Annotated in this window: 42 protein-coding genes; 6 read left to right on the top strand and 36 right to left on the bottom strand. The window is 70.9% G+C overall.

What is annotated here, in order from left to right; genetic code table 11:
- Window positions 1-88: 88 nt before the first annotated feature.
- From F8R89_RS30980 to F8R89_RS30930, 11 genes are all read right to left on the bottom strand, one after another.
- Window positions 89-511 carry a DUF1360 domain-containing protein gene (locus tag F8R89_RS30980; protein ID WP_151787056.1) on the bottom strand — a complete coding sequence of 141 codons (423 nt, stop codon included), beginning with the start codon at window positions 509-511 and terminating at the stop codon, window positions 89-91.
- 5 nt (window positions 512-516) lie between these two features.
- Window positions 517-1,881, bottom strand: coding sequence for a terminase large subunit domain-containing protein (locus F8R89_RS30975; protein WP_151787055.1), 1,365 nt, complete (start codon window positions 1,879-1,881; stop codon window positions 517-519).
- A 75-nt stretch (window positions 1,882-1,956) separates the two neighbouring features.
- Window positions 1,957-2,541: a glycosyltransferase family 2 protein gene (locus F8R89_RS30970; RefSeq protein ID WP_225994546.1), complete on the bottom strand. Its 585-nt coding sequence runs from the start codon at window positions 2,539-2,541 to the stop codon at window positions 1,957-1,959.
- 165 nt (window positions 2,542-2,706) lie between these two features.
- Complete coding sequence (locus F8R89_RS30965; RefSeq protein WP_151787054.1) at window positions 2,707-3,147, bottom strand: methyltransferase domain-containing protein; 441 nt, start codon at window positions 3,145-3,147, stop codon at window positions 2,707-2,709.
- On the bottom strand, window positions 3,144-3,812 hold the full coding sequence (locus F8R89_RS30960; protein WP_151787053.1) for a hypothetical protein: 669 nt from the start codon (window positions 3,810-3,812) through the stop codon (window positions 3,144-3,146). Before F8R89_RS30960 ends, F8R89_RS30965 begins: the two co-directional genes overlap by 4 nt.
- On the bottom strand, window positions 3,809-4,624 hold the full coding sequence (locus F8R89_RS30955; RefSeq protein ID WP_225994545.1) for an NAD-dependent epimerase/dehydratase family protein: 816 nt from the start codon (window positions 4,622-4,624) through the stop codon (window positions 3,809-3,811). Before F8R89_RS30955 ends, F8R89_RS30960 begins: the two co-directional genes overlap by 4 nt.
- 14 nt (window positions 4,625-4,638) lie before the next feature.
- On the bottom strand, window positions 4,639-5,319 hold the full coding sequence (locus tag F8R89_RS30950; RefSeq protein ID WP_151787051.1) for a glycosyltransferase family 2 protein: 681 nt from the start codon (window positions 5,317-5,319) through the stop codon (window positions 4,639-4,641).
- On the bottom strand, window positions 5,316-6,338 hold the full coding sequence (locus tag F8R89_RS30945; RefSeq protein WP_151787050.1) for an NAD-dependent epimerase/dehydratase family protein: 1,023 nt from the start codon (window positions 6,336-6,338) through the stop codon (window positions 5,316-5,318). Before F8R89_RS30945 ends, F8R89_RS30950 begins: the two co-directional genes overlap by 4 nt.
- Window positions 6,339-6,369: 31 nt before the next feature.
- Entirely contained in the window at window positions 6,370-6,792 is a 423-nt protein-coding gene (locus F8R89_RS30940; RefSeq protein ID WP_151787049.1) for a hypothetical protein, read from the bottom strand.
- Between the two features lie 245 nt (window positions 6,793-7,037).
- Window positions 7,038-7,241, bottom strand: a complete 204-nt coding sequence (locus F8R89_RS30935) for a hypothetical protein (RefSeq protein WP_151787048.1) — start codon at window positions 7,239-7,241, stop codon at window positions 7,038-7,040.
- A gap of 11 nt (window positions 7,242-7,252) precedes the next feature.
- Window positions 7,253-7,585, bottom strand: a complete 333-nt coding sequence (locus F8R89_RS30930) for a hypothetical protein (protein ID WP_151787047.1) — start codon at window positions 7,583-7,585, stop codon at window positions 7,253-7,255.
- 106 nt (window positions 7,586-7,691) lie between these two features.
- Between F8R89_RS30930 and F8R89_RS36380 the strand changes: the two genes are divergently transcribed.
- Window positions 7,692-7,910, top strand: a complete 219-nt coding sequence (locus tag F8R89_RS36380) for a hypothetical protein (protein ID WP_192806282.1) — start codon at window positions 7,692-7,694, stop codon at window positions 7,908-7,910.
- A complete protein-coding gene (locus F8R89_RS30925; protein ID WP_192806281.1) occupies window positions 7,907-8,425 on the top strand; it encodes a GIY-YIG nuclease family protein in 519 nt (172 codons plus the stop codon). Before F8R89_RS36380 ends, F8R89_RS30925 begins: the two co-directional genes overlap by 4 nt.
- 52 nt (window positions 8,426-8,477) lie before the next feature.
- On the opposite strand, the gene F8R89_RS30920 is transcribed toward F8R89_RS30925, so the two are convergent.
- From F8R89_RS30920 to F8R89_RS30890, 7 genes are all read right to left on the bottom strand, one after another.
- Entirely contained in the window at window positions 8,478-8,891 is a 414-nt protein-coding gene (locus tag F8R89_RS30920; RefSeq protein WP_151787045.1) for a hypothetical protein, read from the bottom strand.
- 165 nt (window positions 8,892-9,056) lie between these two features.
- Window positions 9,057-9,506: a hypothetical protein gene (locus tag F8R89_RS30915; protein WP_151787044.1), complete on the bottom strand. Its 450-nt coding sequence runs from the start codon at window positions 9,504-9,506 to the stop codon at window positions 9,057-9,059.
- Window positions 9,506-11,440, bottom strand: coding sequence for an FtsK/SpoIIIE domain-containing protein (locus F8R89_RS30910; protein ID WP_151787043.1), 1,935 nt, complete (start codon window positions 11,438-11,440; stop codon window positions 9,506-9,508). Before F8R89_RS30910 ends, F8R89_RS30915 begins: the two co-directional genes overlap by 1 nt.
- Window positions 11,437-11,736, bottom strand: a complete 300-nt coding sequence (locus tag F8R89_RS36375; RefSeq protein WP_192806280.1) for a hypothetical protein — start codon at window positions 11,734-11,736, stop codon at window positions 11,437-11,439. Before F8R89_RS36375 ends, F8R89_RS30910 begins: the two co-directional genes overlap by 4 nt.
- Complete coding sequence (locus F8R89_RS30900; RefSeq protein WP_151787042.1) at window positions 11,733-12,629, bottom strand: hypothetical protein; 897 nt, start codon at window positions 12,627-12,629, stop codon at window positions 11,733-11,735. Before F8R89_RS30900 ends, F8R89_RS36375 begins: the two co-directional genes overlap by 4 nt.
- Window positions 12,630-13,166: 537 nt before the next feature.
- Window positions 13,167-13,406, bottom strand: coding sequence for a hypothetical protein (locus F8R89_RS30895; RefSeq protein WP_151787041.1), 240 nt, complete (start codon window positions 13,404-13,406; stop codon window positions 13,167-13,169).
- The gene (locus F8R89_RS30890; protein WP_151787040.1) at window positions 13,403-13,585 is read right to left on the bottom strand and encodes a hypothetical protein; all 183 of its coding nucleotides are present in this window, start codon (window positions 13,583-13,585) and stop codon (window positions 13,403-13,405) included. Before F8R89_RS30890 ends, F8R89_RS30895 begins: the two co-directional genes overlap by 4 nt.
- 159 nt (window positions 13,586-13,744) lie before the next feature.
- Here F8R89_RS30890 and F8R89_RS30885 point away from each other — a divergent pair, with 159 nt between their 5' ends.
- The 3 genes from F8R89_RS30885 to F8R89_RS30875 all read left to right on the top strand — a co-directional run bounded on the left by F8R89_RS30885 (window position 13,745) and on the right by F8R89_RS30875 (window position 14,777).
- Window positions 13,745-14,050 (top strand): sigma factor-like helix-turn-helix DNA-binding protein, encoded by a 306-nt coding sequence (locus F8R89_RS30885; RefSeq protein WP_151787039.1) that lies wholly within the window; start codon window positions 13,745-13,747, stop codon window positions 14,048-14,050.
- On the top strand, window positions 14,043-14,465 hold the full coding sequence (locus tag F8R89_RS30880) for a DUF6221 family protein (protein WP_151787038.1): 423 nt from the start codon (window positions 14,043-14,045) through the stop codon (window positions 14,463-14,465). Before F8R89_RS30885 ends, F8R89_RS30880 begins: the two co-directional genes overlap by 8 nt.
- A gap of 96 nt (window positions 14,466-14,561) precedes the next feature.
- On the top strand, window positions 14,562-14,777 hold the full coding sequence (locus F8R89_RS30875; protein WP_151787037.1) for a hypothetical protein: 216 nt from the start codon (window positions 14,562-14,564) through the stop codon (window positions 14,775-14,777).
- A gap of 96 nt (window positions 14,778-14,873) precedes the next feature.
- On the opposite strand, the gene F8R89_RS30870 is transcribed toward F8R89_RS30875, so the two are convergent.
- The 15 genes from F8R89_RS30870 to F8R89_RS30810 form a co-directional block, all read right to left on the bottom strand.
- Window positions 14,874-15,566: a hypothetical protein gene (locus F8R89_RS30870; RefSeq protein WP_151787036.1), complete on the bottom strand. Its 693-nt coding sequence runs from the start codon at window positions 15,564-15,566 to the stop codon at window positions 14,874-14,876.
- A complete protein-coding gene (locus F8R89_RS36370; protein WP_192806279.1) occupies window positions 15,563-15,736 on the bottom strand; it encodes a hypothetical protein in 174 nt (57 codons plus the stop codon). Before F8R89_RS36370 ends, F8R89_RS30870 begins: the two co-directional genes overlap by 4 nt.
- Window positions 15,737-15,830: 94 nt before the next feature.
- Window positions 15,831-16,043, bottom strand: coding sequence for a hypothetical protein (locus F8R89_RS30865; RefSeq protein ID WP_151787035.1), 213 nt, complete (start codon window positions 16,041-16,043; stop codon window positions 15,831-15,833).
- Window positions 16,040-16,186, bottom strand: coding sequence for a hypothetical protein (locus F8R89_RS36365; protein ID WP_192806278.1), 147 nt, complete (start codon window positions 16,184-16,186; stop codon window positions 16,040-16,042). Before F8R89_RS36365 ends, F8R89_RS30865 begins: the two co-directional genes overlap by 4 nt.
- The gene (locus F8R89_RS30860) at window positions 16,183-16,377 is read right to left on the bottom strand and encodes a hypothetical protein (RefSeq protein ID WP_151787034.1); all 195 of its coding nucleotides are present in this window, start codon (window positions 16,375-16,377) and stop codon (window positions 16,183-16,185) included. Before F8R89_RS30860 ends, F8R89_RS36365 begins: the two co-directional genes overlap by 4 nt.
- Before the next feature lie 59 nt (window positions 16,378-16,436).
- A complete protein-coding gene (locus tag F8R89_RS30855) occupies window positions 16,437-16,802 on the bottom strand; it encodes an HIT family protein (RefSeq protein ID WP_151787033.1) in 366 nt (121 codons plus the stop codon).
- The gene (locus F8R89_RS30850; protein WP_151787032.1) at window positions 16,799-17,098 is read right to left on the bottom strand and encodes a hypothetical protein; all 300 of its coding nucleotides are present in this window, start codon (window positions 17,096-17,098) and stop codon (window positions 16,799-16,801) included. Before F8R89_RS30850 ends, F8R89_RS30855 begins: the two co-directional genes overlap by 4 nt.
- Complete coding sequence (locus F8R89_RS30845) at window positions 17,095-17,415, bottom strand: hypothetical protein (RefSeq protein ID WP_151787031.1); 321 nt, start codon at window positions 17,413-17,415, stop codon at window positions 17,095-17,097. Before F8R89_RS30845 ends, F8R89_RS30850 begins: the two co-directional genes overlap by 4 nt.
- Entirely contained in the window at window positions 17,412-18,524 is a 1,113-nt protein-coding gene (locus F8R89_RS30840; RefSeq protein ID WP_151787030.1) for a hypothetical protein, read from the bottom strand. Before F8R89_RS30840 ends, F8R89_RS30845 begins: the two co-directional genes overlap by 4 nt.
- A gap of 253 nt (window positions 18,525-18,777) precedes the next feature.
- The gene (locus F8R89_RS30835) at window positions 18,778-19,152 is read right to left on the bottom strand and encodes a hypothetical protein (protein ID WP_151787029.1); all 375 of its coding nucleotides are present in this window, start codon (window positions 19,150-19,152) and stop codon (window positions 18,778-18,780) included.
- 62 nt (window positions 19,153-19,214) lie between these two features.
- On the bottom strand, window positions 19,215-19,610 hold the full coding sequence (locus tag F8R89_RS30830) for a DUF4326 domain-containing protein (protein ID WP_151787028.1): 396 nt from the start codon (window positions 19,608-19,610) through the stop codon (window positions 19,215-19,217).
- A gap of 295 nt (window positions 19,611-19,905) precedes the next feature.
- Window positions 19,906-22,500, bottom strand: coding sequence for a hypothetical protein (locus F8R89_RS30825; RefSeq protein ID WP_151787027.1), 2,595 nt, complete (start codon window positions 22,498-22,500; stop codon window positions 19,906-19,908).
- A gap of 26 nt (window positions 22,501-22,526) precedes the next feature.
- Window positions 22,527-22,841, bottom strand: coding sequence for a hypothetical protein (locus F8R89_RS30820; RefSeq protein ID WP_151787026.1), 315 nt, complete (start codon window positions 22,839-22,841; stop codon window positions 22,527-22,529).
- Entirely contained in the window at window positions 22,838-23,125 is a 288-nt protein-coding gene (locus F8R89_RS30815; RefSeq protein WP_151787025.1) for a hypothetical protein, read from the bottom strand. The genes F8R89_RS30820 and F8R89_RS30815 overlap by 4 nt, the downstream gene beginning before the upstream one ends.
- 44 nt (window positions 23,126-23,169) lie before the next feature.
- Entirely contained in the window at window positions 23,170-23,751 is a 582-nt protein-coding gene (locus F8R89_RS30810; RefSeq protein ID WP_151787024.1) for an endonuclease domain-containing protein, read from the bottom strand.
- Window positions 23,752-23,841: 90 nt separating this feature from the next.
- On the opposite strand from F8R89_RS30810, the gene F8R89_RS30805 reads away from it, so the two are divergent.
- Complete coding sequence (locus tag F8R89_RS30805; RefSeq protein WP_151787023.1) at window positions 23,842-24,045, top strand: hypothetical protein; 204 nt, start codon at window positions 23,842-23,844, stop codon at window positions 24,043-24,045.
- Window positions 24,046-24,050: 5 nt separating this feature from the next.
- Here the strand turns inward: F8R89_RS30805 and F8R89_RS30800 are convergent, their stop codons facing one another.
- From F8R89_RS30800 to F8R89_RS30790, 3 genes are all read right to left on the bottom strand, one after another.
- Complete coding sequence (locus tag F8R89_RS30800) at window positions 24,051-24,389, bottom strand: hypothetical protein (protein ID WP_151787022.1); 339 nt, start codon at window positions 24,387-24,389, stop codon at window positions 24,051-24,053.
- The gene (locus F8R89_RS30795) at window positions 24,389-24,712 is read right to left on the bottom strand and encodes a hypothetical protein (RefSeq protein ID WP_151787021.1); all 324 of its coding nucleotides are present in this window, start codon (window positions 24,710-24,712) and stop codon (window positions 24,389-24,391) included. Before F8R89_RS30795 ends, F8R89_RS30800 begins: the two co-directional genes overlap by 1 nt.
- Window positions 24,713-24,852: 140 nt before the next feature.
- Window positions 24,853-25,215 (bottom strand): VVA0879 family protein, encoded by a 363-nt coding sequence (locus F8R89_RS30790; protein WP_151787020.1) that lies wholly within the window; start codon window positions 25,213-25,215, stop codon window positions 24,853-24,855.
- Window positions 25,216-25,242: the final 27 nt, after the last annotated feature.

Below are 25,242 nucleotides of genomic sequence, written 5' to 3'. Positions count from 1 at the left end.
TTTCCCCACCAGTACGGGCCCGACGGATAGGCCGCGCACCTGCGCCGGTGACGCTACGCCCACCCGACGCGTGATCGTTCCGGAGGTGCTACGCCCACTCCTGCGCGGCGAGCAGCGCACCGGCCGCCCACACCGCGCCCCAGACCAGCAGCGGCACCGGCAACCCGACCACCGCCCACGTCCCGGCCGTCACCCCAGCCGCCACCCACCCGGACGCGCACCACGGGCACGACAGCAACTCGGCCAGCCAGTACGGCGACCAGCGGGCGCGGCGCACATGACGCTGCCCCAGCTCGTCGTCCGGGTCGTAGGACCACGCGTCCCGCATCACGGCCTGCGCCGACGGGGACGCCGCGGCGTAGCGCTCCAACTCGGCAAGGGTGAGTGCCCGCCACCCGCCGGCGAGCCGGTCCCGCAGCCACAGCACCGGCGGGAACGTGTCCTCCACCACGAGCTTCGTGCCCCGGTATGTCACCAACGCCATCACGATGAGCAGCAGCCAGGTCTCCATGCCGGTCACCGTAGCCGCGTCCCAGCGATCTGCTTTCTGGCCAGATCACCACCAAGCGAGCCCTGCCCGCGGGTCATCGTGCCGACCAGCTTCATCTGCCAGGCCGGCCACACCATCGCATCCAGGCGGTCCGGGGACCAGCCGAGTTCCTGATACCAGGTCGCCATCTGGTCCTCCAGCTCCGGGAACACACCGGCCATGTGCCAGCGGCCCTGCGCTGCCAGCGCCGCCACGGGCTGCGCGCGCACCGTCTTCCCCCGGGTCGCTGTCACGGTGCGGATCGGGATGTTCACGCCGAGCGCCTCGGACGCGGTGCGCAGTGTTGCCACACACATCGCCCCGCCGTAGTTGGTCTCGGCCACGATCTCATCGGCTTCCCAGTCGACGGCGGCCTGCACCGCCCGCCTGCCCCACTGGTCCGGGGACAGCTTGCACGAGCGGTCGTCGAGGACGTACCCGTGGTGCTGCGGTCGGCCACCGTCACCGGGGATCACCAGCCCGGACTTGCCGACGACGACGATGCCCTGCTCGCCGGCGCCGCCGGACGGGTCGATGCCGACGGAGACGCGCACGAGGTCGGGGACCTCGTCGGCGCGTACTCGGGTCTCCTCGATCGTGGCCCTGGTCCACAGGGCTTCGGCGACCTCGTCGATGAGACGGCCGTGCAACTCCTGCGCGCCGATGTCCGTGCCCGCGTAGGTCTCTTCGAGGGCGTCCTTGACGGACTGCTCCAGGTGCGGATTGTCGTACATGGTGGCGTGCGTGTGCACGACCCCGGAGATCTCCCCGGACAGCATCCGCTTCAGCAGCGGGCGCGGCTTCGGTGTGGTCGCGGCGATCCAGTGCGGGCGCGGCCCGGACCGCAGGCCGAAGCGGAGCTGGTCGTAGGTCTGCTCCATGTACCGCCACGTCGCGAACTCCTCCAACACGGCGAGGCAGGAGTTGCCGCCCGCGCGGAGACGCTCGACGTCCTCCGGGGTGTGCGATCCGAACAGCTTCGCCTGCGAGCCGTTGGGCCAGCGGATGACGGTACCGCCGGGGGCTTGGACGAGGCGCGCGCCGGGGTCGGCGTTGCGGATACCACCCGGGCCTTCGTACATGGAGGTGACGCCGTCACCCAACGTGGGGGCGATGATGGCGATCCAGTGCGGCACCGGGCCGGGCAGGCAGGGCGGGCCGTTGACGTGCTGGCGGACGTACTCGGCGCAGGCCTTCGACTTGCCCGCGCCTCGGCCGGCCATGAGCAGCCAGCCGGTCCAGTTCCCGGGGGGTGGGATCTGGTGGGGTTGTGGCTGCCAGCGGGGTTTGAGTTGGGCAGCGAGGAGGGCCGCGGCGCGTTGCGCGATGTGGGCCCGGTCCTCGGTGGTCATGGTCGGATTGTCAGGCGTTCAGCGGCCCGTGGATTCCGGAGGTTGGTACAGCTGTGACCACTGACGTTCGCTGACCTACCTGCGCAGGGCGTCACCGCGATTGGGTAGACCGGCGGAATTTCTTCCATGGTGGTGCCACGTCCAACTGATCCGCGGCAGGTGCACGATCTTCGCTCCGGCGGCGATGCAGCCGAGGGTGAAGGCGTAGTCCTCGCCGGACACGGCCACGTTGGGGTCGCGGGCGAAGCCGACCTGTTTGGCGAGTTCGGTCCGCACCAGGATCGTGATCGTCGTGCTGTTCGGGCAGGCCGGGTCGAAGGGGCGGCCGAAGAACATGGGGAACGGGTCGGTGCCGCCGACGACGCGGAACCACGGGTAGACGTAGTCGGCGCCGGTGTCCTGTGCGCAGGCGAGGAGGTGCTCGATGTGGTCGGGGTCGAGTTCGTCGTCGCTGTCGAGGAATGCGGTCCATTCCGTGTCGACGAGGTGGAGGCCGTGGGCGCGGGTGATGGCCGCGCCCTTGCGGTGGATGTCCTCGGCGAGGATGTGCTCGACGGGCACGCTCTGCGCGCGGACTGAGGCGGCGGCACGGTCGAGCATGCCGTTCGCGCGCCGCGCCTCGTGGAACGGCGTGACGACGGTGACGCTAGGGGTGGCCACGCTGTGGCTCCTCCCGCCCCGCATGTTCGTCGACATGCGCGCGGACTGCCGACAGGTCGAAGCCGACCTTTGCCGTCGTGCGGCCGGTTGTCCGGAGGCTGACGGACACAGTGACCAGTTCCTTGCATGCCGGGCACTGAACCTGAGCGCTGGCGCCGTCGGGCTTCATCGCGGTGTCCCCCTCCACAGGATCTCGTTGTCGCCCTGGATCAGCAGCTCCAACGTCGACCAGAACTTGATGCCGTAGTCCGCGTTCGCCGCGAACGACCCATCGAAGTAGTGGAACGACGGGATGCACCAGAAGCTCACGTGCGTCGGGTCCGCGAACGCATGCCACGTCCCCGACAGGCAGTTCGGCACCCGAATCTCGAACACCCCACCCGAGCGCAGGACGCGGTGCGCCTCGTTCATCACAGCGATCCGATCCGCGCCGGCGGGGATGTGCTCCATCACGTGGGATGCGCGGATCGCGTCCACGGTGTTGTCGCCGGTGGGCCAGGGGACTTGCTGTGCGGGGCGTTGCCAGTCGCCTTGCCCGTGGGTGGGGTCGAGGTTTGTCCATCCGGCTTGGACGAGGTGGCCGCCGCCGATCTCGATGCTCGTCATCCGTGCCTCGCGCTCCCTTCATAAGCCAGCCACCGTGTGGCCAGGTGACTGCCGGGCAGCGCCCACGGGCGCAGCCCGACCTCGCGCAGCACGAACGGCTGCGAGATCTGGTCCTGGAACGACCACCGGTCGGTCTCCTCCGACCAGCGCTCCCCCAACTCCCGCACCGCCGCCGTGTGACGGCGGGCCATCACCCCGGTCGCCCACAGCCCCCAGTGCTCCGGGTGCCCGGCCGCCCGATAGGCGGCGGCCTGCTCCAGCGACGGCTCACCCTCATACTTCGGCAGCGCCGCAGACTCGGCCGCCTCCGCGAACAGGCAGTCCCGCCACGGGTGCACGAACTGGCCGATGGGTTCCTCGTCCGTCAGCCGGGCCGTCGCTTCGATCGCGAACTGGGCTGAGACGACGCGGAAGCTAGCGTCCACCCACAGGGACACCTCCGCGTCCGTGTACTCCCACGGCCGGTACTTCGGTGCCTTCGCCGCACGGTTCGGGTGCACGCCCGGCCGCGGCTCGTGCACGACCGTCCAGCCAGCCGCCGCCACGGCATCCGGCACCGTGTCCGTCACCACGATCCACTCGACGTCCACCCCAGCCTGCGGCAGCACCGGCTTCAGCACGTCGTAGTCGTCGTAGATCGCCGTCACGATCGCGACCTGGCTCACGACGGGTTCCGATACCAGTCGACCACCTTGGCGATCCGCTGCCACGAATGCTCGGGCTTCCAGTCCAGCCGGTCCCAGCCCTCACCGCTCGCGACGATCCGGGTGGGTGTCTCACCCTTCCGCATCGGCAGATGCTCCACCCCCGCTGTGGACCCGGTCATGTCCAGGACGGCGGCGGCGAGTTCGTTCACGGTGACCGCGACACCGGTGCCCGCGTCGAAGGTGACGTCGTCCCCGTGGGCTGCGGCGTCGACGAGCATCCGGCCGACGTCGTCGGCGTGGACGAGGTCCATGGTCTGTTCGCCGTCGCCCCACACCGGCAGCGGGCGGCCCTCCCACGCGGCGCGCGCGAACGTGGGCAGGATCTTCTGCGGGTGCCCGGGCCCCCACTTCTGGCCGGGCCCGTAGGCGTTGTAGGCGCGGACGTGGGAGACGGGCAGGTCGTAGGCGGTGTGCCAGGCGGTCGCCAGGCGGTCGGCTGCGATCTTCGTGGCGGTGTACACGCTGGGGAAGACGGGCGGCATGGTGATGCCGACGTAGGCGGCGTCGTGGTCCTGGCACCAGCGCAGCACCCGCAGGGTGCCGATCACGTTGGCGTGGACGGCCGCTTCGGGCGCGTCGAACAGCTCCGACGTGCCGAGCATCCCGGCGAGATGGACGATCGTGTCCGCGCCCTTCAGTGCTGCGAGGTCACCGAGGACGTCGTTGCCGTGCGCGCGGTCGAACGACCACGCCTCATGGCCGGCGGCCTCAGCCGCGCGGATGGCGGCCTGCCCGAGGAAGCCGGAGCCTCCGGTCACTGCAATGCGCATGCTCCTGCTCCTGTTCACCATGGGGTGCGGCCCCACTTCTGCTGGAAGGTGGCCCGGTCGCGGCCTGCCTGCTCGCCGAGTTCGGGGCGCTCGTACATCGACCCGTTGGGGCAGCGGTGGTCCACGGTGAGCCCGGGCACCAGGAGCGCCCCGCCCTGCTCTCGCGCGCGCCAGTCGAGGTCGTCGTCGCTGTACCACCAGGCCATCGACTCATCGAGGCGCAGCCCTGCTTCGCCGCGCAGCATGTACGCGAACCCGGTGATCCGCTGCCGCAGGTCGACCGGCTCCGCCTTCGTGTGCAGCAGCTGCTCGGTGCCGCCGTGCTGGTCCGGGTAGGCGAGCACCGCTGTGGTGGCGCGCATCGCCGTCGACAGCGTGTGCACCCAGCCGGGCGGGACGACGACGTCGGAATTGAGGACAGCGATGTCCCACTGCTCCGAGCCAGCGCGACGGGCGGCAGCGTCTGCGAGTGCGAGCCCGATGTTCCACAGCTGGCTGATGTTCGGCGGGTCGATCGGCACTACGGCGGCGCCGACCTTGCCATGCCAGGGGCCCGGGTCGATGGGCGGTTCGGAGCCGTTGTCGATGACGAACACGTAGTCGACCTGGTCGACGATGGAGTTGATGCAGTCGGCGAGCAGGTCGTGCCGGTCCCGGGTCGGGATGACCGCGGCCCGGAACACGCCGGCGCTCACGCGTTCAGCCACTGCGGGTGCGCGGCGTACCACGCCACGATGTCCGCCAGGGTCTGCCCGAGCGGGCGCGGCCCGGGCCAGCCCAGCGAAGCGAGCTTGCTCCCGTCCAGCGCGTACCGGTGATCGTGGCCGGGGCGCTGAGAGTGGTAGTCGACCAGCTCGTAGTCCAGGGGGCGGCCCGCGATCTCCGCCATGCGCAGGGCCACATCGAGGTTGGAGGCTTCCTCACCGACGATGTTGTAGCGCAGTGGGCCGTCCGGGGTGGTCGGGTAGTAGGTGGCACGGTCGTCGCCGTCGAAGCGCTGCGTGAGCCACAGCCAGGCGGCGGCGAAGTCCCGGACGTCGACCCAGCAGCGCGACCCGGACACCCCGTCCGGGCTGGCGTGCACGGTCAGCTTCTCCCCGCGGAAGACGGCGCGGGCGACCTTCGGGATGAACTTCTCCGCGGCCTGCGGCGCGGGCGCCAGCAGGTTCATCGTGTTCGTCACGATCAGCGGCACACCGAGGCCACGCCAGTAGGAGTAGGCGATCGCCTCCTGCGCCGCCTTCGACGCGGCGTAGGGATTCGAGGGTCGGATGCTGTCCCACTCGTGGTGCCGGTAGCCGTCGCCGGCCGGGCCGAACACTTCGTCGGTGGACATCTGCAGGAACAGGCGGGGCTTCGCTGCGCGCGCGTACTCCAGCATGTTCAGGATGAGCTCGACGTTGTTCCGCACGAACGGCACCGGCTCGGTCAGGGAGCGGTCGACGTGGGATTCGGAGGCGATGTTCCACACGTAGTCGATCGCGCCGATCTGCTCGGCGAAAAGCGGGGTGATCGGCAGGGCCAGGTCGTGGGCGATGACATCCACGCGGTGCCGGTGCTCGGGTCGGGTGTCGAGGACGGCGTTGATGCGGGCGCCGTCACCGTGGTGCCGGTAGGAGACAGGGCATGTCACGTGCCAGCTGGTGTGGTCGAGTACGTGGGCGAGGACGGCGGAGCCGACGAAACCCGAGGCGCCGGTGAGCAGGAGTCTCATGGCGGGGACGGTAGAGACCCCACCGCGAAGATCATTCCGGCTGGTCGTTGCTGCCGGGCAGGGCGCCCGCGCCGAGGAGATGCTGCTGCGCCGCGCCCAGCGCCCGCATCCGCTGCTCCGCCCCGAGGTCCAGAGCGTCCAGGGCGGCGGCCAGCGCGGACGCCACGAGCTCGCCCTCCAGGTCGAGGCGGCGTTCGAGGGCGACCATGACGCCGGCGTCGACGGCCTGCTTCGCGGTGGCGGCGGCGAGCCGGCGTTCCTCGCGGGACTGCTTGAGCCACGTCATGAGTTCGCGTGGCGGGGTGAGGGGGTCGCCGCCGGATTCGACGTGGGCGCGTAGGCGTTCGCTGATGACGGTTTCGACGTAGGCGGCGCGGGCGGTGGCGGTGCGGACGAGTCCGAGGAGGGCTTCGTGGGGGGTGATGTTCTGTTCGCGGGCGATGTCTTGGGCCATGGCCCATGCCTCCTCGACGTGCGGGTGGACGCCTTTGTGCCAGGCGCAGGTGCCGTATCCGGGGTGGCCGGTGAGTTGTCCGGCGGGGGCGGAGCATCCTCGGCCGTTGCGGTTTCGGGCTGGGCAGCGGGCGGGGTAGGGCATGGGTGGATTGTGGCGTGTGTGGGGGTGGGGAGGTTCCGGGCGCAGGGGTTGGCCCCCTGGTCCGTGGGCGTTCGGATCAGGGGGCCTCGGCCATGCTCGGGTCAGAAGCCGCCGCCGGGGAAGATCCCGGCGCGGCCCGCGGCGGTGGGCGGCCGGACCATGTCGAGGTAGTGGTACAGCGCGCGGGTCGAAAGGCTGAGTGCGCCCCAGTCGGCGGCGTCGAGGTCGGCGACGACCTCGCGGATCTCGGCGAGGGACAGCTCGACGGTGGCTGTCCCTTCGTCTGTGACCTTGATGATCTGCATGGGTTCTCCTCTCAGGCCGCGAGCAACATGCGCGCGGCGAGCTGGTGGTAGCAGCGGGAGCCCTTCAGGCCGGCCTTGCAGGTGCAGGCGGTGGGGGCGGTGCGGTAGGTCTCGGTGCCGTCGGTGGAGACGGCGATGAAGACGACGGAGCGGAGGGGGATGATCGCGCCGTCTTCGATGAGTTCGCGGGCGGAGGTGACCTGGTGGGCCTTGTAGTCGGCGAGGTCGACGGCGGCCTTGCGGACCTTGGTGCGGCACTTGGGGCCGTAGCCGTCGGGGGTGGGGTTGCGGAGGGTGCGGCCGCAGCGGAGGCAGTTGGTGTGGGTGGTGGCTGCGGCGTTCATGGTGGCTCCCTCGTTCGCGGTTATGACTACAGAGTATGCCTACCCGCTTCTCATGTCAACGGAGTTGGCCCATTGAGTTCGCCTACAGGGATGGCATACTGGGGTCATGGCAGACACCGACGAGCAGAAGATCGAAGAGATCCGGGCGCTCACCGAACGCATGGCCAGCGATCGGGCCCGCATCTTCGAGTTGATCCCCCAGGTCTTCCCCGAGAAGCGCGGCGAAGAGCCCGTGCGCGGCCGGCTCACCGAGGTCGTGAAGGCCTCCGGGTTCACCCGCGAGTACGTCGCCCGCATCCGAGACGGGAAGGTCAAGCCCTCATGACCGTGCCCATCGCCGAGGAACGAGCAGCGGTCTACCGCTTCTACGCAGCCGATGACACGCTCCTGTACGTCGGCGTGACGCAGCGCTTCGGCACCCGGTGGAGCAACCACGCGAAGCAGAAGCCGTGGTGGTCACAGGTCGCCCGGCAGGCGGTCGTCTGGTACGAGACGCGGGCCGAGGCGCTGAAGGTCGAGGCTGAAGCGATCAAGACGGAGAAGCCGGTGCACAACGTGCTGCTCCAGCCGAAGCCTCCGAAGCCGCGCCGTCCCATGAGCGAGTTGGACCACACCTACTCGCCCAAGTTCCGCATCCCCCGCCGCATGTGGGACGCCTACGGAACAGCCGCCTCCCGCCGAGGCATCGACCGCAGCGCCGACCTCGTCGACCACGTCCGCGCCTTCATCAAGGAGCACGGCAACGAACACGAGCGAGCCGAACTCGCCGCCGCGGAGGAGGAACTCGCCGAACGCCGCGCACGCAAAGGCGGCCGGCCGAAGAAGGAGCCCTCTGCATGACGAAGGCCCCGCCCCCCGAACCCGGGAGCGGGGCCCCACCACGACGACAGCGCTAGTCGCCCAAGCTCTGCGCCATCTTCAGCTTGTCGAACTCCCCGTCCTCATTCGTCCACCCCAGACCGTTCATCGACTTCGCCACGAGCAGCACCGTGTAGTCGTCCTCCGACAGCGACTCACACGCCCCCGGCCGGCCCTTCCCGCCCTCCTCGGTCTTCCGCTCCAGCGTGTCGTGCGCATCCTCGGCGACGGTCTCGTACCCCATGCCGACCATGTCGGCGAGGGTCTTGTCGAGCGCGTCGACCCGCTCCTTCGCCTCGCCCACGGTCGGCTTGTCGTCGGCGTCACCGCCAGTCCACTTCGTGAGCGCCGTCGCGCAGTCCGCAGCAGTGTCGTCTGAGTCGGAACAGCCGACCGCGGCCCCGGCGAGCAGGAGCGTGGCGGCGAGCAGGGTGATGGTGCGGCGCATGATGTCCCCCCAGGCGCGTGCGTATTGGTGGGCGGGAGCGTAACGCTCGCCGCCGACATCCGCCCCGGGAACGGCGAAGCCCCACCTCGACGGGGGGGTAGCGAGGTGGGGCCTGCCAGGGTGTGCCGGGCTCGAACCGGCCCGCGCCTCAGTGTGGCACGCGGCTCACAGGTTCGTAGTCGACCGCCCGAAACCCCGCACGTGGTTGTGGACCTCGACCCGCGTCCCCGCCTGCCTGCCACCGGCGAGGAGGGTCCGGCCGCCGGCGAGCGCCAGGAAGAACAGCAGCGCCCCCACCCCCGACAGGCTGCTCAGCAGCTGGCCGGCGCCGATCAGGAACTGGCCGCCACCCCACAGCAGTACACCGCCACCAGCACCCGCGGCGACGAGGCGCTGCGCGACCGGGTCCAGCAGTGGCTGCGGCGTCAGGTCCCGCGGCTGAGTGCGCGCGGGCGCGTTCGGGAGTTGGGAGCGGCGCATCGGCACCATCTGCCCGTAGGCATCCGGCACGTACACGACCGGGTCCCGATCGGCGTGCAGCTCGACCGCGGCGTTGGCGGCGGGCTGCCCGGGCTGGGCGTACCGCTGGTAGGGCTCAGGCAGTCGGCGCGTCATCACGCCTCCTTCGGCAGGTAGTAGCGCTCCGAGCGGCCGTCACGGCGCGACAGCACCCCGTGCCGCCTCCACTCCTCGATCGCCCGCATCGCCGTGTCCCGCGACACCCCGGCGGTCTGGGCGAGTTCCTTCTTCGTCGCCCCGTCCGGCGACCCGGCGAACAGCCGGTACAGGTCCGGCCACTGGTCCCGGCCGACCTGGCTGCCGTCGGGAAAGCGGAGCGGGGCGAACTGCTCGACCCACGGCTCGTCGGTGAGCGCGGGCTGGGGCTCGGTGTCCCGGACGTCGGAGTAGTAGAAGCCGACCTCTTCCGCGATGTCGAGGTCGGTGACGTACTCGGCGCGGTAGACGCGCGGGGTGTCGTGCTCGGGGGTCTGCGCGAGGAACTTCCCCGGCAGGTCCAGGGCCTCGGGCCGCCAGCCCTTCGTCTGGCATCCGGCGCCGAAGATCAGCGGGGCGTGCCCGGACTCGCCGGCCCGCGTCGAGATGCGGTTGGCGTAGTTGCCGCGCGCGTCCGTGGACCCGCCGAACACCTTCCGAGAGGGCTGCTGCGTCGCGGACACGAACTGGATCGCGAGGAACCGGGCGATCGCCAGCAGACTCTCGTACAGGTCGGCGAGTTCCTTGTCCTGCCGCACCAGTTCGGCCAGCTCATCGGTCACCACGAAGATCGCGCTGCCGTGCTCGCCCGGCACCCACTTACGGACCGGGCCGCGCCCCTCCGCCATGCTCTTGCGGGACAGCTCGGCGAGGATCGCGCCGCGCCGGTCGCACTCGCTCCGTATCCACTCCAGCAGCCCGCGCGCCTGCTCCGCGTTCCGGGCGAGGGCCTTCATCCGCCCGGCCCACGGGCCCAACTCGGGGGCGCCGGGCTTCATGTCGATGCCGTACAGGTCGACGTCGGTGCACCGGTTGAGGCGCTTCAGGATCAGGTTGACGATGCCGGACTTCCCCCAGTCGGAGGCGCCGGCGACGAGGGTATGCCGGTACAGCAGGCGCAGCAGGAACTCTGCGCCGTCCTCGTCACGGCCGAGGAGGACGGGCTCGCGGCAGGTGGTGACGCCGGTGTCGGTGACGGTGAGGGTGCCCGCGAGCGCGTCCGACATGGCGACCTTCACGATCAGATCGTTCGGGCCGGGCCCGTCGGCGAGGGTGAGGCGGCCGGGGGTTCCCATGTTCGCCTGCAGCTGCGCGGCCCGCTTCACCAGCGCGGCGGGCGCGGTGTTCTTCCCGGGCGGGGTCTTCAGGATGCACGACCAGGAGCCGTCCGCGGTGCGGTGGAAGGCGTGTACGGCGAGCGGCACCGCCCCGGTGAGGGCGTGGAAGCCGCGCCGCAGCGCCGTCTCCTCCGGGCTCGCGCCGGTGAGTCCGGGGTCGGCGGCCTCCAGCCCGATCGCCGCAGGCACCGCGCCCTTCGCCTTCACGGTGTCGACGTGCAGCTTCATACGGGCGTTGCGCTGCCCGGCGAGCCACGGCCCGTACACCCCGTAGGCGACGCCGGTGGACAGCACCCACGCGGTCGCCGTCGGCCAGGAGAACCCGGCCGCGGCGGCGGTGGTGATGTCCGCGAGGGCGAGGAACCCGCCCGCGCCGACGTGCGTGACCGTGGGGTTTTTGTGCTTCAGGCCGAGGACCGCGGCGGCCCCGGCTCCGGCGGCGAGGGTGCCGTAGGCGAGGGCCGCACCAGGGCTGTCCTGGGCGAGGCCGAGGATCGTGAGGGCGGTGGTTCCGCCGGCGGGGGCGAGTTCGTAGCGGCGGCGGGCCATCCACTGGCCGACGCGGGTGGCGCAGTACAGGCAGCGCGTCCACACCCCGGGTGACGACGACGATGATGACGACGGCCGTGACCTGGGGATTTGGTAGGTCGGCGAGTGCGCGCCGTCCGTCGTCATCGTCATGGGGATCGGCGTGTACACCGGCGGCTGGGTGGTCATGAGTGGGCCTTCGCAGCGTGCAGGGCGCCCTGGGTGCTCGTGCCGAGGATCCACAGGGCGAGGTCGATGAGCTTGCGGACGGCGTGCAGTGTGAGGGTCAACGCCATGGCGATGACCAGCACGGATGCGCCGATGGTGCGGGCGACGGGGGCGCCGGTGCCGGAGGCGAGGCTGCCGACGACGACGGTGTAGCCGAGGAGGGCGGCGAGTCCGGGGTGGGTGGGGAACCAGGACGCGGCGACGATCGCGGCGAGTAGACCGGCCGCGGTGGCGAGGAGGAGCGTCGGCTTGTTCACAGGTACGGCCCTTCTCCGAGGCGCTTGGCGGTGCGGCGGATGCTGTCCGGGTTCATGTCGGGTCGGAGGCGGATGGCCTCGGCGACGATGTCCGTCTGGCGGACGCCGTGGGCGGACAGCGTCCGGACAAGGTCGGCGGGGCCGGACGCGGCGGCGGCAATCTGGTGGAGAGGGTCCGGGGTGTCCGGACGGGTGTCCTTGCTGGTGGGGGGTGGCGTGTCCGGTGCGGTGTCCGACTGGCTGTCCGAGTGTCCGGACGTGTCCGGACGCGTGTCCTGGGTGTCCGGGATGCCGGACATGGACAGTGCGAGCGGGGTGCGGCGCTGGATCTCTTCGCGCTTGCGGATGCGTCCCAGCTCGACTTGGAAGGTGACGTCGTCCCGCTCCATTGCGACCTTCCCCTGGGCGCGGATCAGGGCGACTTCCTCGGCCGCTTCGCGCTCGATCTCTGCGGCGCGGCGTCGGGAGATGTACTCGCTGTCCCGGATGACGGCGTTGATCTCCGCCTCCTGCTCGGCGGTGAGCGCGGTCGGGTCTCGGCGGAGCCTGATGTCTCCGGTCCAGGCGATCTTGGCGACGATCGGGGGGAGCGCACCGGCGAAGGCTGCAGCGGGGGTGATGGTCCAGCCGTGCCATCCGAGCAGGGCGCAGGCGACGCCGAGGGTGATCCACTCGACGGCTTCGACGAGCCGTCCGCCGATGCCCTTGTAGGACAGGTACTGCACGGTCCCCCACAGTCCGTCGACGCTGATCGCGGCGAGCAATCCCCATGCCCCGGAGTGGACCAGGTCGGTGATGCTCCATCCCGTCCAGGCGAGGGAGACGAACGTGAACAGGATGGCGAGGGGGGTGAGGGCGGTGAGGCGGGACTTGATGGCGGCGGTGGTCTTCACTTCGAACTCCTGGTGCGGTGTCGGCGGTGGGGGGTGCGCCAGGCGACGTATGCGGCGGCGGTGGTCGTGAGGGCGGGCCAGGGTTGGTGGGTGGTCCAGGCGAGGAGGGCGCATGCGGTGAATCCCCATCGGGCGAGTGGGCGGTGGATGGCGCGCCGCATGCGGGTCTCCTTTCGGGCGGTGTTGGCCGGATCTCCAGGGCGTCCGTGCGGGACGGGCGCCCTGGGCTACCGGTCATCGGGTGGTCAGGGGGTGAGGCCGCGGTCTGCCTCTCGGAGGGCGCGGCGCAGGCGATTCGTCGCGCGGCGGGCCATCCGTTCAGACCGGGACAGGCGCGGCTCTGGTCGCTGTTCGGATGTGGTGTGTCCCTGGATTGGCATGATGGTTCTCCTTGGGTTGGGTGCCGGCCGCGCGACGGGGGATGTGTGGCGCGGCCGACGGTCTGCGGGGGTTCAGCGGATGACGGTGGTGAGGGCTGCGGCGCTGAGGGTGGCGATGAAGGCGAGGCCGGCCCAGAACCGGACGCCCATCAGGCGGTCACCAGTCCTCGCCGGGGATTCGGCCGTCGCGGAGAGCGGCGGCTTCCTCCCGGTAGTCGCGGGCGTGGTTCTCGGCGATCCGGATGGTGGCTGCGGCCTGGCGGCGCGTGGTGTCGGAGTTCGCCGGGTTGGCGGCGGCCTCGCGCGCTGACTGCGCGGCACGCTGCGATCGGGCCGCGCACTTCTCGCGGTCGGCGGCGAGTTCGAGCATCTCGGCGCGGCTGGGGCGGCGGCTCATGCGGCGGCCGGGGCGTTGTAGTGCAGGGCGGTGGTGCGGCGGCCGGTGATGCGTCCGGCGGCGACGAGGCGGCGCTCGGGGCGGGGGTGGGGGATCTTCGGGATGACGGGTTTGTTGTCGTCGTTGCCGGGGGTGTGCGCCGGGCTGTGCTGCGCCTGGGTCTGATCGGTACGATCCACGGTGTCACTCCTGGTTAGGTCAGGCGGTGGCTGGCCCGGACGGGAGTTGCACCTCCCGTCCGGGCATTTCTCATTGGCGAGCAGCGTGGGCTGCGTCTACCTCTGAGCGTATGCCATGGCATACACTTAGGCAAGCGGCCCACCCAGGAAGGGACGGGCATGGCCGAAGACCACACCGAGGAGGCGCGCAGAGTGAGCGATGCCCTGGATCAGGTCGAGGAGATCGCCGACCCGGTCGAGCGTGCCGTGGCGATCAGCGAGGTACTGAAGGACTACGAGACGCGCGCGCCGAAGTTGCGGGATCTGAGGCGTGAGGCCGTGCTTGCGATGCGCGCGGATGGGGTCTCGTACCGGAAGATCGCCGCCAAGTTGGGCGTGTCGCTCGGCACGGTGCAGAACATCGAGCGTGGTCATGGCAGCGGGTGGGGCACGAAGTCCCGGAGCAAGGAGACGCAGGATGGATGAGCTGGTGCGGTGGCTGGGCGAGCAGCTCGACGTCGACGCTGCGCGGTCCACGGCGGCGGCCGAGGAACTCGGGGCCGACTGGTACTACGACGACGGTTTCGTACTCGCGCGTCGTGAAGACGACATGGTGGCCACCGGGTCTCAGGACTTCCTGGAGCGGGAGCGTGGCGAGCACGTTGCGACCCACGATCCGGCGCGGGTGCTGCGCGAGATCGACGCCAAGCGGCAGATCCTGGAGATCCACCACGTCATCGGCGGCTGGGAGGACGAGGACGGCCAGGACATCGGCTTGGGCTGCAACGAGTGCGGCTACTCGGCCGAGTACAGCGACCGCGGCGGTTGGTGCGACACGGTCCGCCTGCTCGCCCTGCCCTACGCGGACCGGCCCGGATTCCGCGAGAAGTGGCGGCCGTAGCCAAGCCCGCACAGCCCCCGTCTCGTGTCGAGGCGGGGGCTTCGTCATGGAGTAGCCCAGCGCGCGCCGGCCGCGCAGCTGCGCGAGGCTGGAGCCATGGCCGACGACCGCCCGGTGACCGTGTACCCGCCCGACGAGCAAGGCGGCCGCAGGGTGCGCGTCGACGGCACCATCCTCGGCCGCGCCTACAGCGTCCGGGACATCGCCGCCTTCATGCAGGAGGCCGGCCTCCAGGAGTTCGATGAGATGGACGTGGTGCGTAGCGGGCTGATCGAGTGGCGGGGCGGCGGTCCCGACGTCTGGACGCATTGACGGGGCGGGGCGTAGCGTCTTGTCCACCACCGAGGGGGGGCGCCCTCGTCGGCCCGCCGTACCCAGTAGGGGCGGCGGGCCGCGTGCTGTCCCGGGTCAGTTGTCCTTGTTGGCCATGGGCATGTAGTCGCGGTGGGCGGTGAGCGCCTTCACCGCTCCGCGCGCGGCGAGCCGGGCGATCTCTTCGGTGACGCCGCCGGTCTCCTCCCACAGCATGGTGCGCTCGCGGTACGCGTACACCTCGGACTCGATGGCCTCGCGGAGCTGCTCGCGGAGGTGCTCGGGCAGGAGTGCGGCGTCCCCGTTTCCGCGGGCGCGGAGGGCGGTGAGTTCGGTCTCCGCTCTGCCGAGCGCTGTGAGGGCGACGTCGGGGGTGGGCGGGTTGAGGGCCTCGTTCCATCGGTAGTCGCAGCGGTTGCATTTTCGTTCGAGGCGTTCGGGGAACTTGTCGGGGGTGCCGACTTGGCCGTGGCCGGGTTCACCGAACTCTTTGTATGTGGTGCGGGCGCCGACGTCGCCGCACTTGATACACGTGGCGTCGTCGCCGCTGTAGGGCGGCAGGGTGATGCTCATGCTGCGTTCGGTCATGAAGGCGTGTGCCCAGTCCTGCCGGTACACGCACTGCGGGTCCGGGCACACCCACCCGCCGTTCGTGGCGACGAGGACGGGGCTCTGCCCGGTGGCGTGCTCGGCGCCGCACGTGAACGGGTGCATGCCGCCCTCGCGCTGGAACCGGTTCAGAGCGGCTACCTGCTCGGGCGTCCACGGGGCGCGGGTCTTCTCGGTCATCGTTGCTTCTTTCGTGCTGCGCGCTGTATGGCGCGGCGGGTGGCTCGGTTCGGTCGGGGGTCGGGTGTGTCGTCGTCGACGTGCTGCTCGGTGCGGACGAGTTCGGTCTGCCAGGTGATGCCGGGCTTCGGCGTGTGCTCGCCGCGGGGTGTGCTGGACGGCCCGGTCATCGGCGTCTCCTTGTGGTGAGGCGTGCGATGCGGTGGACGAGGTGGCGGAAGAGGACGGCGGCGGAGGCGAGGCCGAGGGTGGCGATGGCCGCGTTCATGGGGTGCTCCGCGGGTCTTGTGTGGCGGCCTCGTGTGCTTCCCGCCGGTAGGAGGCGGCGACCATCGCGAAGATCGCGGCCGATACCAGGCCGGGGATGGCGAAGTACGGGTGGTAGGTGGCGGGGTAGATGCCGGACGCCGCGGCGAGGATGACGCCGGCGGTGCAGCCGCGGGCTTTGGCGCGGGCGGGGTGCTGGGCGCCGGTCATGGGTGCCTCTGGTTGTTGTGGGCGTCTCGTGTGGGTGGTGGGGTGTCGTGGAGTGCGGTTTCGGCGAGCTGGCGGAGGGTGTGGAGGAACAGGGCGAACACGGCGACCACCGCGGTGACGGCGAGGGCGAGGATGAGGATCACCAGCCCTCCTTGAAGTGCGGGGCGCGGGCGCTGAGGTAGCGGTTGTCGTCGGCGGAGCGGGCGCGTACCGGGCTGGTGCGGGGGTGCAGGCTGCGGGGCGCGTAGCAGTGGCGACAGAGCCACCAGCGCCAGCCCAGGCGGGCGTATTGGTGGGGTGCGACGTCGGCGGGGCGGTGGGGGTGGATGTGCATGCGAGGCTCCTCGGGTGGGGGTCCGGCCCGGTGGGGGCGGGCCGGACGACGGGGCGGGGTCAGGCGGTCTGCTTGCGGTTGCGGCGGCCGCTGTACCAGGGCAGGGCGAGGCCGTCGTTCTCGGCGCGGGGCACGAGGTGCAGGTGCAGGTGGAACACGGACTGCGTGGCCGGGCGGCCCTTGCTAGTGATCAGGTTGTACGAGCCCAGCCCGGCGACGAGTTCGGCGGCGCACTGCATCGTGGCGGCCGACACCTTGGGGTAGGCGGCGAAGTCCGGGACGTGCTCGCGCGGGATGACGAGCAGGTGGCCGTCGACGACGGGGTTGAGCGGGACGATCGCGAGGGCCTCGGGCCATTCGTGGACGATGGTGGCGGGGGCGCGGCCCGTGACGATCTCGCAGAAGGGGCAGGGCTGGTCGGTCATGCGTGCTCCTTGTCGGCTGGTTGTGTGTGGACCCAGGCGGGGGTGCGGCGGGCTGTGCGGGCGTGTGGCGGGTGTTGGAGGGCCTGACCCTCCCGGACTGCCCGCGCGGCTCGTTCGGCCGTCACGCGGGCGCGCAGGTACCGCCACGCGCCTCGTACAGCCCGCGCGCCGGTGACGGTGGCGGCGAGGGTGAGGATCGCGGCGACGACCGCGAAGAAGATCACCCACCCGGCGAGGGCCTCAGCGACCGTGGTGAACGTGGTGATCGCCTCGATGAACAGCTCGGCGTCGCTCACTGCTGCTCCCCGTCCTGTCGGGTCTTCGTCGCCTCGCGGTGGTTCTCGTTGGCGGGGGTGCCGTAGCCGGGCTGGATACCGAGCGCGTGGCAGCAGGGGGTGCAGCGGCGGCGACCGAGGCGGGAGAACACGCCGGGCATCCACCAGCGGCGGCGCAGTCCACAGGCGGCGCGCTCGGGGATGGGCCGGTTGTCGTCGATGGCGTTCCGCATCTGGTCGGCTGTGATCGCCGCGCTGTGGATGGCATGCAGGCGTCGCCACTTCCCGCACACCAGCCACCAGTGCCCGGCGTTCTCGGGGATCGGGTGCGCGGTCACTGCTGCGCCCCGTCCTGCCGCGCGTCGACGGCGGGCTGGCCCTGCGGGCAGGTGTCCAGTGCTGCGCCGCAGTTGACGCAGCGGGTGTGCATGGCCCCGCAGGGCTCGGCACAGACGGTGCGGTCGAACCATGTGTCGAACTCGGTGCAGCGGTGGACGATCCCCCGCTCGCCGTCGGCACACTGGTCGTGTCCGTCGTGGAGGCCGGCGAGGTGGGCGACGGACTCACCGTGCACCGGCGGCTCCGACTGCGCGTCGGCGGCGGGCCGGGTGAGCGTGTAGTCGGTGGTGCCGGGCCGGGCGTCGGGGACGTCCCATGCCTCGGTGTCGGGCTGCTGGGGCGCCTCGTCGACGGGCGCGAGTAGGCGGCGTCCGCAGGGGTGCTCTGGGTGGGGGTGGTCGAAGTCGCAGACGATCTGCTGCTTGGCCACGTCGGCGAGTGCGGCGAGGGCTTCAGCGGCTGCAGGGCTGAGGTCGGGCGCGGCGTGCACGGTGACGACGGGCTCCGGCGGCTGCGTCTCGTCGGCCAGGCGGCGCAGCTCGTCAGCCTCGCGGTCGAGGATCTCGGCCTCGCGTAGCCGGTCCTTCGCCACGAAATGCGCCAGGTCGTGCAGACCTTCGGTGAGCGCCGACGCCTTCTTCGACATACGGTCGGCGGCTTCGCGGAGGACGGCGGCCCGGTCGGCGGGCGGCGGCAGCACCGCCAGCACCGCGTCGGCGAGCGTGGTGACGTCACCGGTGCAGAGGGCGCACGAGATCGAGTAGGTGTGTCCGGGGCGGTCGCCGTGCTTGTGGTGGTCCCACTTCTCCCGGCCGGTCTCGTAGGTCCAGCCCTCGCGGGGCGTGGCGAGGAGGGCCTCGGCAATGCTCTCGCGGAGCGCGGCCTGGTCGGTGTGGCTGGGTGTGGCAGACACGCCAAGCCCGGCAGACGCGGCTTGCTGAGCGTCGTACTCAGCCAGCACCTCCCGCGCCCGGGCATGCGGGCAGCGGCCCTCGCACAGCCAGCTGTGGGCCTGGCAGTAGCCGTGATGGTCGAGGGCGCACGGGTCGGGGTCGAGGAAGTCGCGGACGAGGGCGGCGAGCTGCTCGCTGGTCGGGTCGGTGGTCATGGTGTGCGTGTTCCTTCCGGGTGGGATGCTTCGGGGACGGCCGGCCGCCGTGGCTCCAACACGGCGGCCGGTCTTCTCGTGGGTCACGGGGTGGGCTGGCCTGTGGCGCGATCCGGCGTGCCCCATCGGGTGCAGAAGTGTTTGTGCTTGCCGTCATGTCCGGCATCGAGTTCGCAACGCAGCGGACCCTCGCCGGGGATGTCGATGTGCTCGGGGCAGATCTCGGCTGAGTTGCGGAGGTGGCGGCGGGCGGTCACTGTGCGCCGTCCTTGGTGGTGGTCGGCACGGCCGGAACAGCAGCAGCGGCGGCGGGGTGCGTGCGCCGGTACGCGTCGACCGCCGTGTGGCCGTTGACCACGATCCGGGGGGCCGCCCACTGGGCGAGCTCCAGCGCGGTCGCCCGGTTGAACCGGTGCTCGGCCAGCCAGTCGTCCTCGCGCTCGGACGGCACGCGCTCCCAGGACCATTCGCCCTTGGCGTTCATGCACTGCTGGTTGCGGACGACGGCCCACCGGTCGTTGCCGCGGTGCTCGACGTAGACGGTGAACACGGGGCGGTTGATGTCGTCCTCGGGGAGGACGGACACCTCGTAGCGGGTGATCTGGACGGTGGCCTTGGGGTCGGTCATGGGTGGTGTCTCCTCGGTCGGTGGTGCGGGGGCGGGGTACGCCCGGGCGGGCGGGGTGACGGTCAGGCGGCGGCGAGCTGGCTGTTGGCGAGCTCCAGCAGCACGTCGGCGTGGCACGGGAGTTCGGGCGGGCACCAGCACATGAGGTCTCGGGCGGCGAGGTCGCGGCGGATTCGGTCCGGCAGGGTCGGGTGCGCGTGGACCCAGATCTCGTACAGCTCGACGGCGAGGGTGTGCGCGTCGTGCTGGCCGTTGGCGGGGACGAAGTCCTTCAGGCCGGGCGGGCGGTGCTGGTTGGTGTGGCCGGCCCATTGGACGGCCCAGCCGGTCCCGGTGTTGGTCTGCACGACGGCCCAGGGGTTGCCGAAGGGGGTGCCGCGGCCGACGTAGCGGGCGCCTTCAGGTGCGCGCCAGCCCTTGGTGCGGCGGCGTTGGATGCGGCGGGGTGTGGTGGTCATGGCTGCCTTTCGTGGGTGTGGTGTGGGGTGGGTGTCGCGTGTGGGGGTGATCGACTAGGCGGGGGCCGGCGGAGATTGTTTACGGGTAAAGGAGGTGGACAGGTGGACAAAAGGTGGACGTGTCCACCACCCCCTGTCTCGCGTAGCGCGTGAGTGAGAGTAAATGTCCTTTTTGTGTATGTATGTGGGGGCAGAATGGGGGCCGTTTTTCTCGCGACAGGGGGTGGTGGACAAATGTCCACCTGTCCACCTCGGCCGAAGGTGGACGGATGTCCACCCCTCATGTCCACCTCGATTAGTCCGCTTTGACACAGATCCGGTCCCCCTCCTCGAACACCCAGTCCCGAGCCACCGCGAGAGCGACCGCCTTCTCCGCGATGGCGCGATCCCGGGACGCGAGCGACTTCTTCAGGCCGCCGTAGGTGATCCCGCCGACCTGCGAGGCGTGACGGTGGACGAGGCGGGCGACGCGCTCCAGGGCGAGGTCGGCGCCCTTCTTCGCGACGTGGGTGCGCAGTTCGAGTTCGACCTTGGCGTCGGTCTGCTGCTGCTTGGCGAGTGCGGCCTCACGCTCGGCCCTGCGGACGAGGGAGTCCCGCACCGCGCAGGAGGCCTTCCAGACGACGCCGGCCAGCTCCCAGTCCTCTTCGGTGGCGTTGAGGCGGCCGCCGTCGAGGAGGGCGAACAGGGCGGCGAGCTTGACCTTCATCAGGTTGGCGTGGCCGTCGAGTTCGGGCACTTCGAGTTCGCCGCGTCCGCGGGCGACGCGCTCGCGCCACAGCATCTGCTTGATGGACACGGGGAAGTCGATGTCGACCGGGGCGTCGGGGCGGATACGGCCGGGGTGCGGCTCGATGGGGCCGGGCCACGGCGGCGGGTTGTCGGGGATGGTGGGGTCGTCGGCCCAGCCCCAGAAGAATCGCTGCGGTGTTCCGGTGTGGGCGTCGGCGAGGAGGACGGTGGCGATGGACGGCTGGAAGCCGGCGAGGAGGCCGAGGCTGTAGGAGCCGGGCGCGATGTAGCGGGTGCGTTCTTCGGAGGCGTTGGTCTGGCCGAGGGCTTCGCCGATGGCGGCGCGCCGCAGGGTCTCTCCGAGGATGGAGCCGGAGCGTTCGCCGAGCTTGGCCATGGTCTGACCTTCGTCGACGTAGAAGAACGCGTTGTGCCGGACCTGCTTGCGGACCTTCGCCATGACGGGGTCGCCCTTGTAGGGGCCCTTCTGGTGGATCTCGCCGGTGGGTTCTTCGACGGCGCCCATGAAGGTTTCGGCGATGCCTTCGCCGGAGCCGATGGGCAGGCCGTCGCGGAAGTCGTCGTCGGCGGGGTGCATGAGGTCGCGGACGCATCCGGCGGAGATGGACTTGCCGGCGCCGGAGGTGCCGACCATGGCGGCGAAGATGTTGAGGCTGGCCCGGCCGCCGATGCCGGTGACGGCCCGGATGTGGTGGGAGATCATCCCGGAGAGTCGGGCCAGGGTGGAGTAGAGGACGGTGTCGCCGGAGCAGCCTTGGGAGTGGGCGGCTTGCCGGATGTGCTGGAAGACCGGGCGTGCGTTCCAGAACGTTTCGGGCAGAAGGCCGGGCCGCTGCGTCGAGGTGGTGTCGTCGGGGTCGTCTTCTTCGGCGGGGGCCTCGGTGGGCCAGTACTCGTCGTCGTGCGGTGTGTCGTCTCGGGGCGCGGCGGGCGGGCGGCAGTGGCGGCGGATCTCGGCGAGGGCTGGGGCCGGCAGTCGTCGGGCGGCCGGGCTGGCGTCCTGGTCGAAGGCTGCGCGGAGGATGTCGAGGGTGGCTTCGCGTTCGTTGCCGCCGTGGTGGATGTGCGCCCACAGGGTGGGGATGGTGAGCTTCTTTCCTCCCGGCTGCTGGCCGACGGGGAGGCCGGAGCGCTCGCTCCAGTTGACGGCGACGTGGTCGTCGCAGACGAGGCTGTAGTCGCTGTCGGGTGAGCCTTCGCTGCCGCTGGGGCGCAGCCACTTCTCGCGGCCGTCGGCGGCGGTGCCGCGGTAGGTCCAGCCCTCGGGTTCGAGGATGTCGCGGAAGGTGAGCTGGCTCGCGAGGATGTCGAAGACGCCGGTGCCGCTGGTGGAGCGGGGGAAGGTTGCGGGCCGGGCGGGTCGTGCAGGGGTGGTGCGGCCTGTGCGTTCGTCTTGCCGGGCCCGCTTCTCGACGGCGGCCTTCTCCAGGATGCGGCGTGCCTCGGGAGCCAGGCGGGTGATGGCTTCGCGCATGGTGGCGAGGTCGACGGGTGCGCCGGTGCCGGCGTGGCTGCTGGAAGGGCGGGCGGGTTCGGTCTTGCGGTTGACGGTGCCGGGCACGCGCATGAGCCGGTCGAGGTTGCCGACCTGGGTGTCCCAGGCGCACCCGTGCTGGTAGGCGGCGGCGCCGAGGATGGCCTGTAGGGCTGAGGTCATCTCCTCGACGGCGACCCGGTTGTCGTCGGTGATGATGTGCGTTTCGGTGAGCGCCCATACGGGGTTGCAGCCGCCGCCGGTGTCGACCCAGCCGGACGGCTCGGGCAGTCCGGTGGAGGTGACGATCTCGCGGACGTGGTCGGCGTCGATGGGGTGGGGCATCTCGTCGGGGCCGGGCTTGTGGCCGAGGGTGCCGTAGTCGCCGTCGGCCCACAGCCAGGTGAGGGCGTGGGCGAGGTCCTTTCCTCCGCGGCCCTTGGCGGGGTGTTCGCGCAGGGTGGTGACCTGGGCGTAGATCCCTTTCGGGGTGCGGGTGTCGAGTTCGGCGATGTAGCGGACGGCGGCGGCGATGCCGACTTCGTCGGTGGTGAAGCGGCGTCCGACCCAGCGGTCTGCGTCGGAGCAGATGCTGAGCAGGCCGGGCGCGTCTTGGTACTGGTAGGCCAGGGATGCTCTGACGAGTTCGATGTCTGCGGCCACGTGTGTGGGCGCCTGGTGTGCGGTTGTCACTGGTCCACCGCCGGGAAGTAGTAGGCGCCGCCGGGCTGGCCGATGCAGCGGGCGTTGCGCGGGCAGAGCCGGGGCTCGCCTGTGTGGCCGGCGGGGTGGATGTGCTGGTGCTCGCAGTACGGGCAGCAGGTGACGACGAGGTAGAGCAAGGGTCGGCCTTCGTGGTCGTGGATGTCGGCGTCGTGTGCGGCGATGAGCCGAGCGGGCGCGGGCCGTAGGCCGTGGATGGGTTCGGGCTGGTCGCGCGCGGTGGGGTGCGGGGGCTCGGGGGTGTCGTCGCCGAAGAGCATGAGGGGAGCGGCGGTTGTCATCGGTCGCCCTCCTTGAGGACTGTGTCGAGCTGGGCGAGGACGCCGCGGATCCACCAGCGGGCGCGGTTGCGTGCGCACTTCGCGTTGGGCTGGTTGGCGAGGTCGATGCGGATGTTGTCGAGAACCAGTTCGTTCCAGGCGATGGCGGCGTAGAGGCGGGCGTGCTGCTCGCCGTGTTCCTGCTCGGCCTGCCGCTCGGCGGTGGTGGCCTGGACCGCGTCGAGGTCGACGGGTTCCGTGGGCCAGGCGCCGGTGCGCTGTGGCGGCTGCTGGTTCTCGGTCACTTGGTGGTGCTCCTTGCGTGAAGGTGCGGGGCGGGCAGCGCGCGTTAGCGGGTCGCAGCGCTGTGGCTGTGGGGCTCACCTGCCTCGGCCTCAGTGAGCAGCTGGACCAAGCGGCCGATCTGCTCGGGCGTGAGGTGCTTGCGAATCGCTCGGGCGATCTGCTTCGGGCCGTGGTTCAGGTGGACGCGCGGCGAGTGCTTTCGGCGTGGCGTTCTCGGCAGCGGCGGCCGGTTGCGGACGGAGTACGGCGTGCGTGCCGCGATGACCTCGTCTGCGCGACGCAGTTCATCGGCCGTGGGCTGGCTGAATGCGTTGAGGTGGTAGGCGCGGGCCTTCTCCTTCCAAGGCAGAGAGGAGGGGCCCCATTCGGCAGTGCGATCGTGGCGAGACATGACCGAGTTGCATCGGTCGCAGAGGAGCCCGCGCACGATGAACAGTCCCTCGCCCTGGAAGTGGTCGATGACGAGCTGGCCGCGGGTCGTGTCACGCTCGGCGGTCTCACAGATCTCGCACGCCTCGCGTGCCCGGGCCCGCATTGCGTCGTAGTCGCCGCAGCTCAATCCGTACAACTCGTGGTTGCACGTGAGGTCTGCGCGATGGCTGTGGCCTGAGCCGATGTTCACCATGAGACGAGAATACCGTTCGCGACCGCAGTTCGCGACCGTATAGCGCGGACGCGTAGCGCGACCGTGACAACCTGTGTCACCATGAGGGCCATGACCAGCGAAGCCGAGGCCCAGATCCGGGACGCCGCCCGTAAGCGCGAGAAGTCGAAGGCCGCCTTTGAGCGGGACGACGCCGCGCTGCGAGAGCTGTTCGTGGCCTGGCGTGCCCAAGGTGTCGGCCCTTCCGACATGGCCCGCTGGTCCGGCATGACCCGCGAGTGGGTGGCGAAGATCGCCCCCAAGCCCAAGCCCTGATCGCTTCACCACAGCCCCCCTTCTGGTTTCGCTCCGAACTGCCTGGCCTCCGGGGGGCACCGGTGCTCGATGACCGCCTGGTGCCGGCACGTCTCCCCGCTGCGGCACCGCCACCTCAGATCCGGTTCACCGCTGCGCAGCCGGGCCAGGCACCACACGAGCCGGTTCGGTTCCCGCAGTGCGAGCGCCTCGTCGAGCGGTATGGGCGCGGCGTCCGCGGTGACCTTCAGTGCGGCGCGGTGGCCGACGAGCTGGCGTAGCACCGGCTGTCCGCAGTGCTCGCAGGGGCGGGGCCCGGCCGCGGGGCGGCGGGAGTTGTCGCCTCCCCACGGCCGGGCGGCCATCAGGCGACCTCGTCCGTGTCGTGCTCGAAGAGGGTGCCGCCGGAGGTGCGGCGGTCGTACATCTCGCGCTGCACGCTGCGGAGTCGGCCGCGGGTGACTTCGTCGGCGGCGACTTCGATCGAGGTGACGCGGATCTTGACGGTGGGGTTCTTGTCCTCGTCGGGTCCGGGTTCGGTGCGCTCGACGTGGCCGAACTCGACGACGGCCATCCACCGGCCGGCGCGCTGCTTGAACATTTCGGTGGCGTGGGGTTCGAGGGCTTCGGCTACGTCGGTGAGGACCTTGCTGTCGAACTTGACGTCGGCGTCGATGTTGGGTGTCACGGTGTGCCTTTCTGGTTGTGGAGCTGGCTTGTGGATCTGTGGATCTGGGTGGGCCCGCCCTCCGTTTGGGGGGAGGTGGAGGGCGGGCCCGGGTGGCGGCCGCGGCGCTGTGCGCCTGGGGGCCGGCCGCCGGAGGATGGTCAGCTGGCCGGGGCGAGCGGGAAGGAGTGGATGGTGTGGCCGTCCGGCAGGTCGACGGTCCAGGGGCCGCCGAACAGGCCGTAGGCGGCCCAGTCGCAGCCGCGTCCGCTGTACGTCTGGCGCTTGTCGAGGGCGCCGAGGGTGCGGCCGATGCACTCCTGGCCGAGAACGTCGGAGGCGGCGACGTCGGTCCCGTTGGGGTGCTTGCGCGGGTGGCTGGTGAGGGCTTCGCGGAAGTCGGCTCCGGTCGCGGTGTCGCCGCATGTGGGGCAGAGGAACGCCCACTTCATCGGGTCGTTGCCGAACCGTTCGGTGGCTTCGGTGACGAGTTCGGCCTGCGTGAGCCTGCGGTGGGTGGTCATCGTGTTCTCCTTGGGGTTGGTGGCCCC

It is taken from the genome of Streptomyces sp. SS1-1 (genome assembly GCF_008973465.1).
In the GTDB taxonomy this organism is placed as follows: Bacteria; Actinomycetota; Actinomycetes; order Streptomycetales; family Streptomycetaceae; genus Streptomyces.
This window is presented reverse-complemented; position numbering and strand designations above follow the sequence as displayed.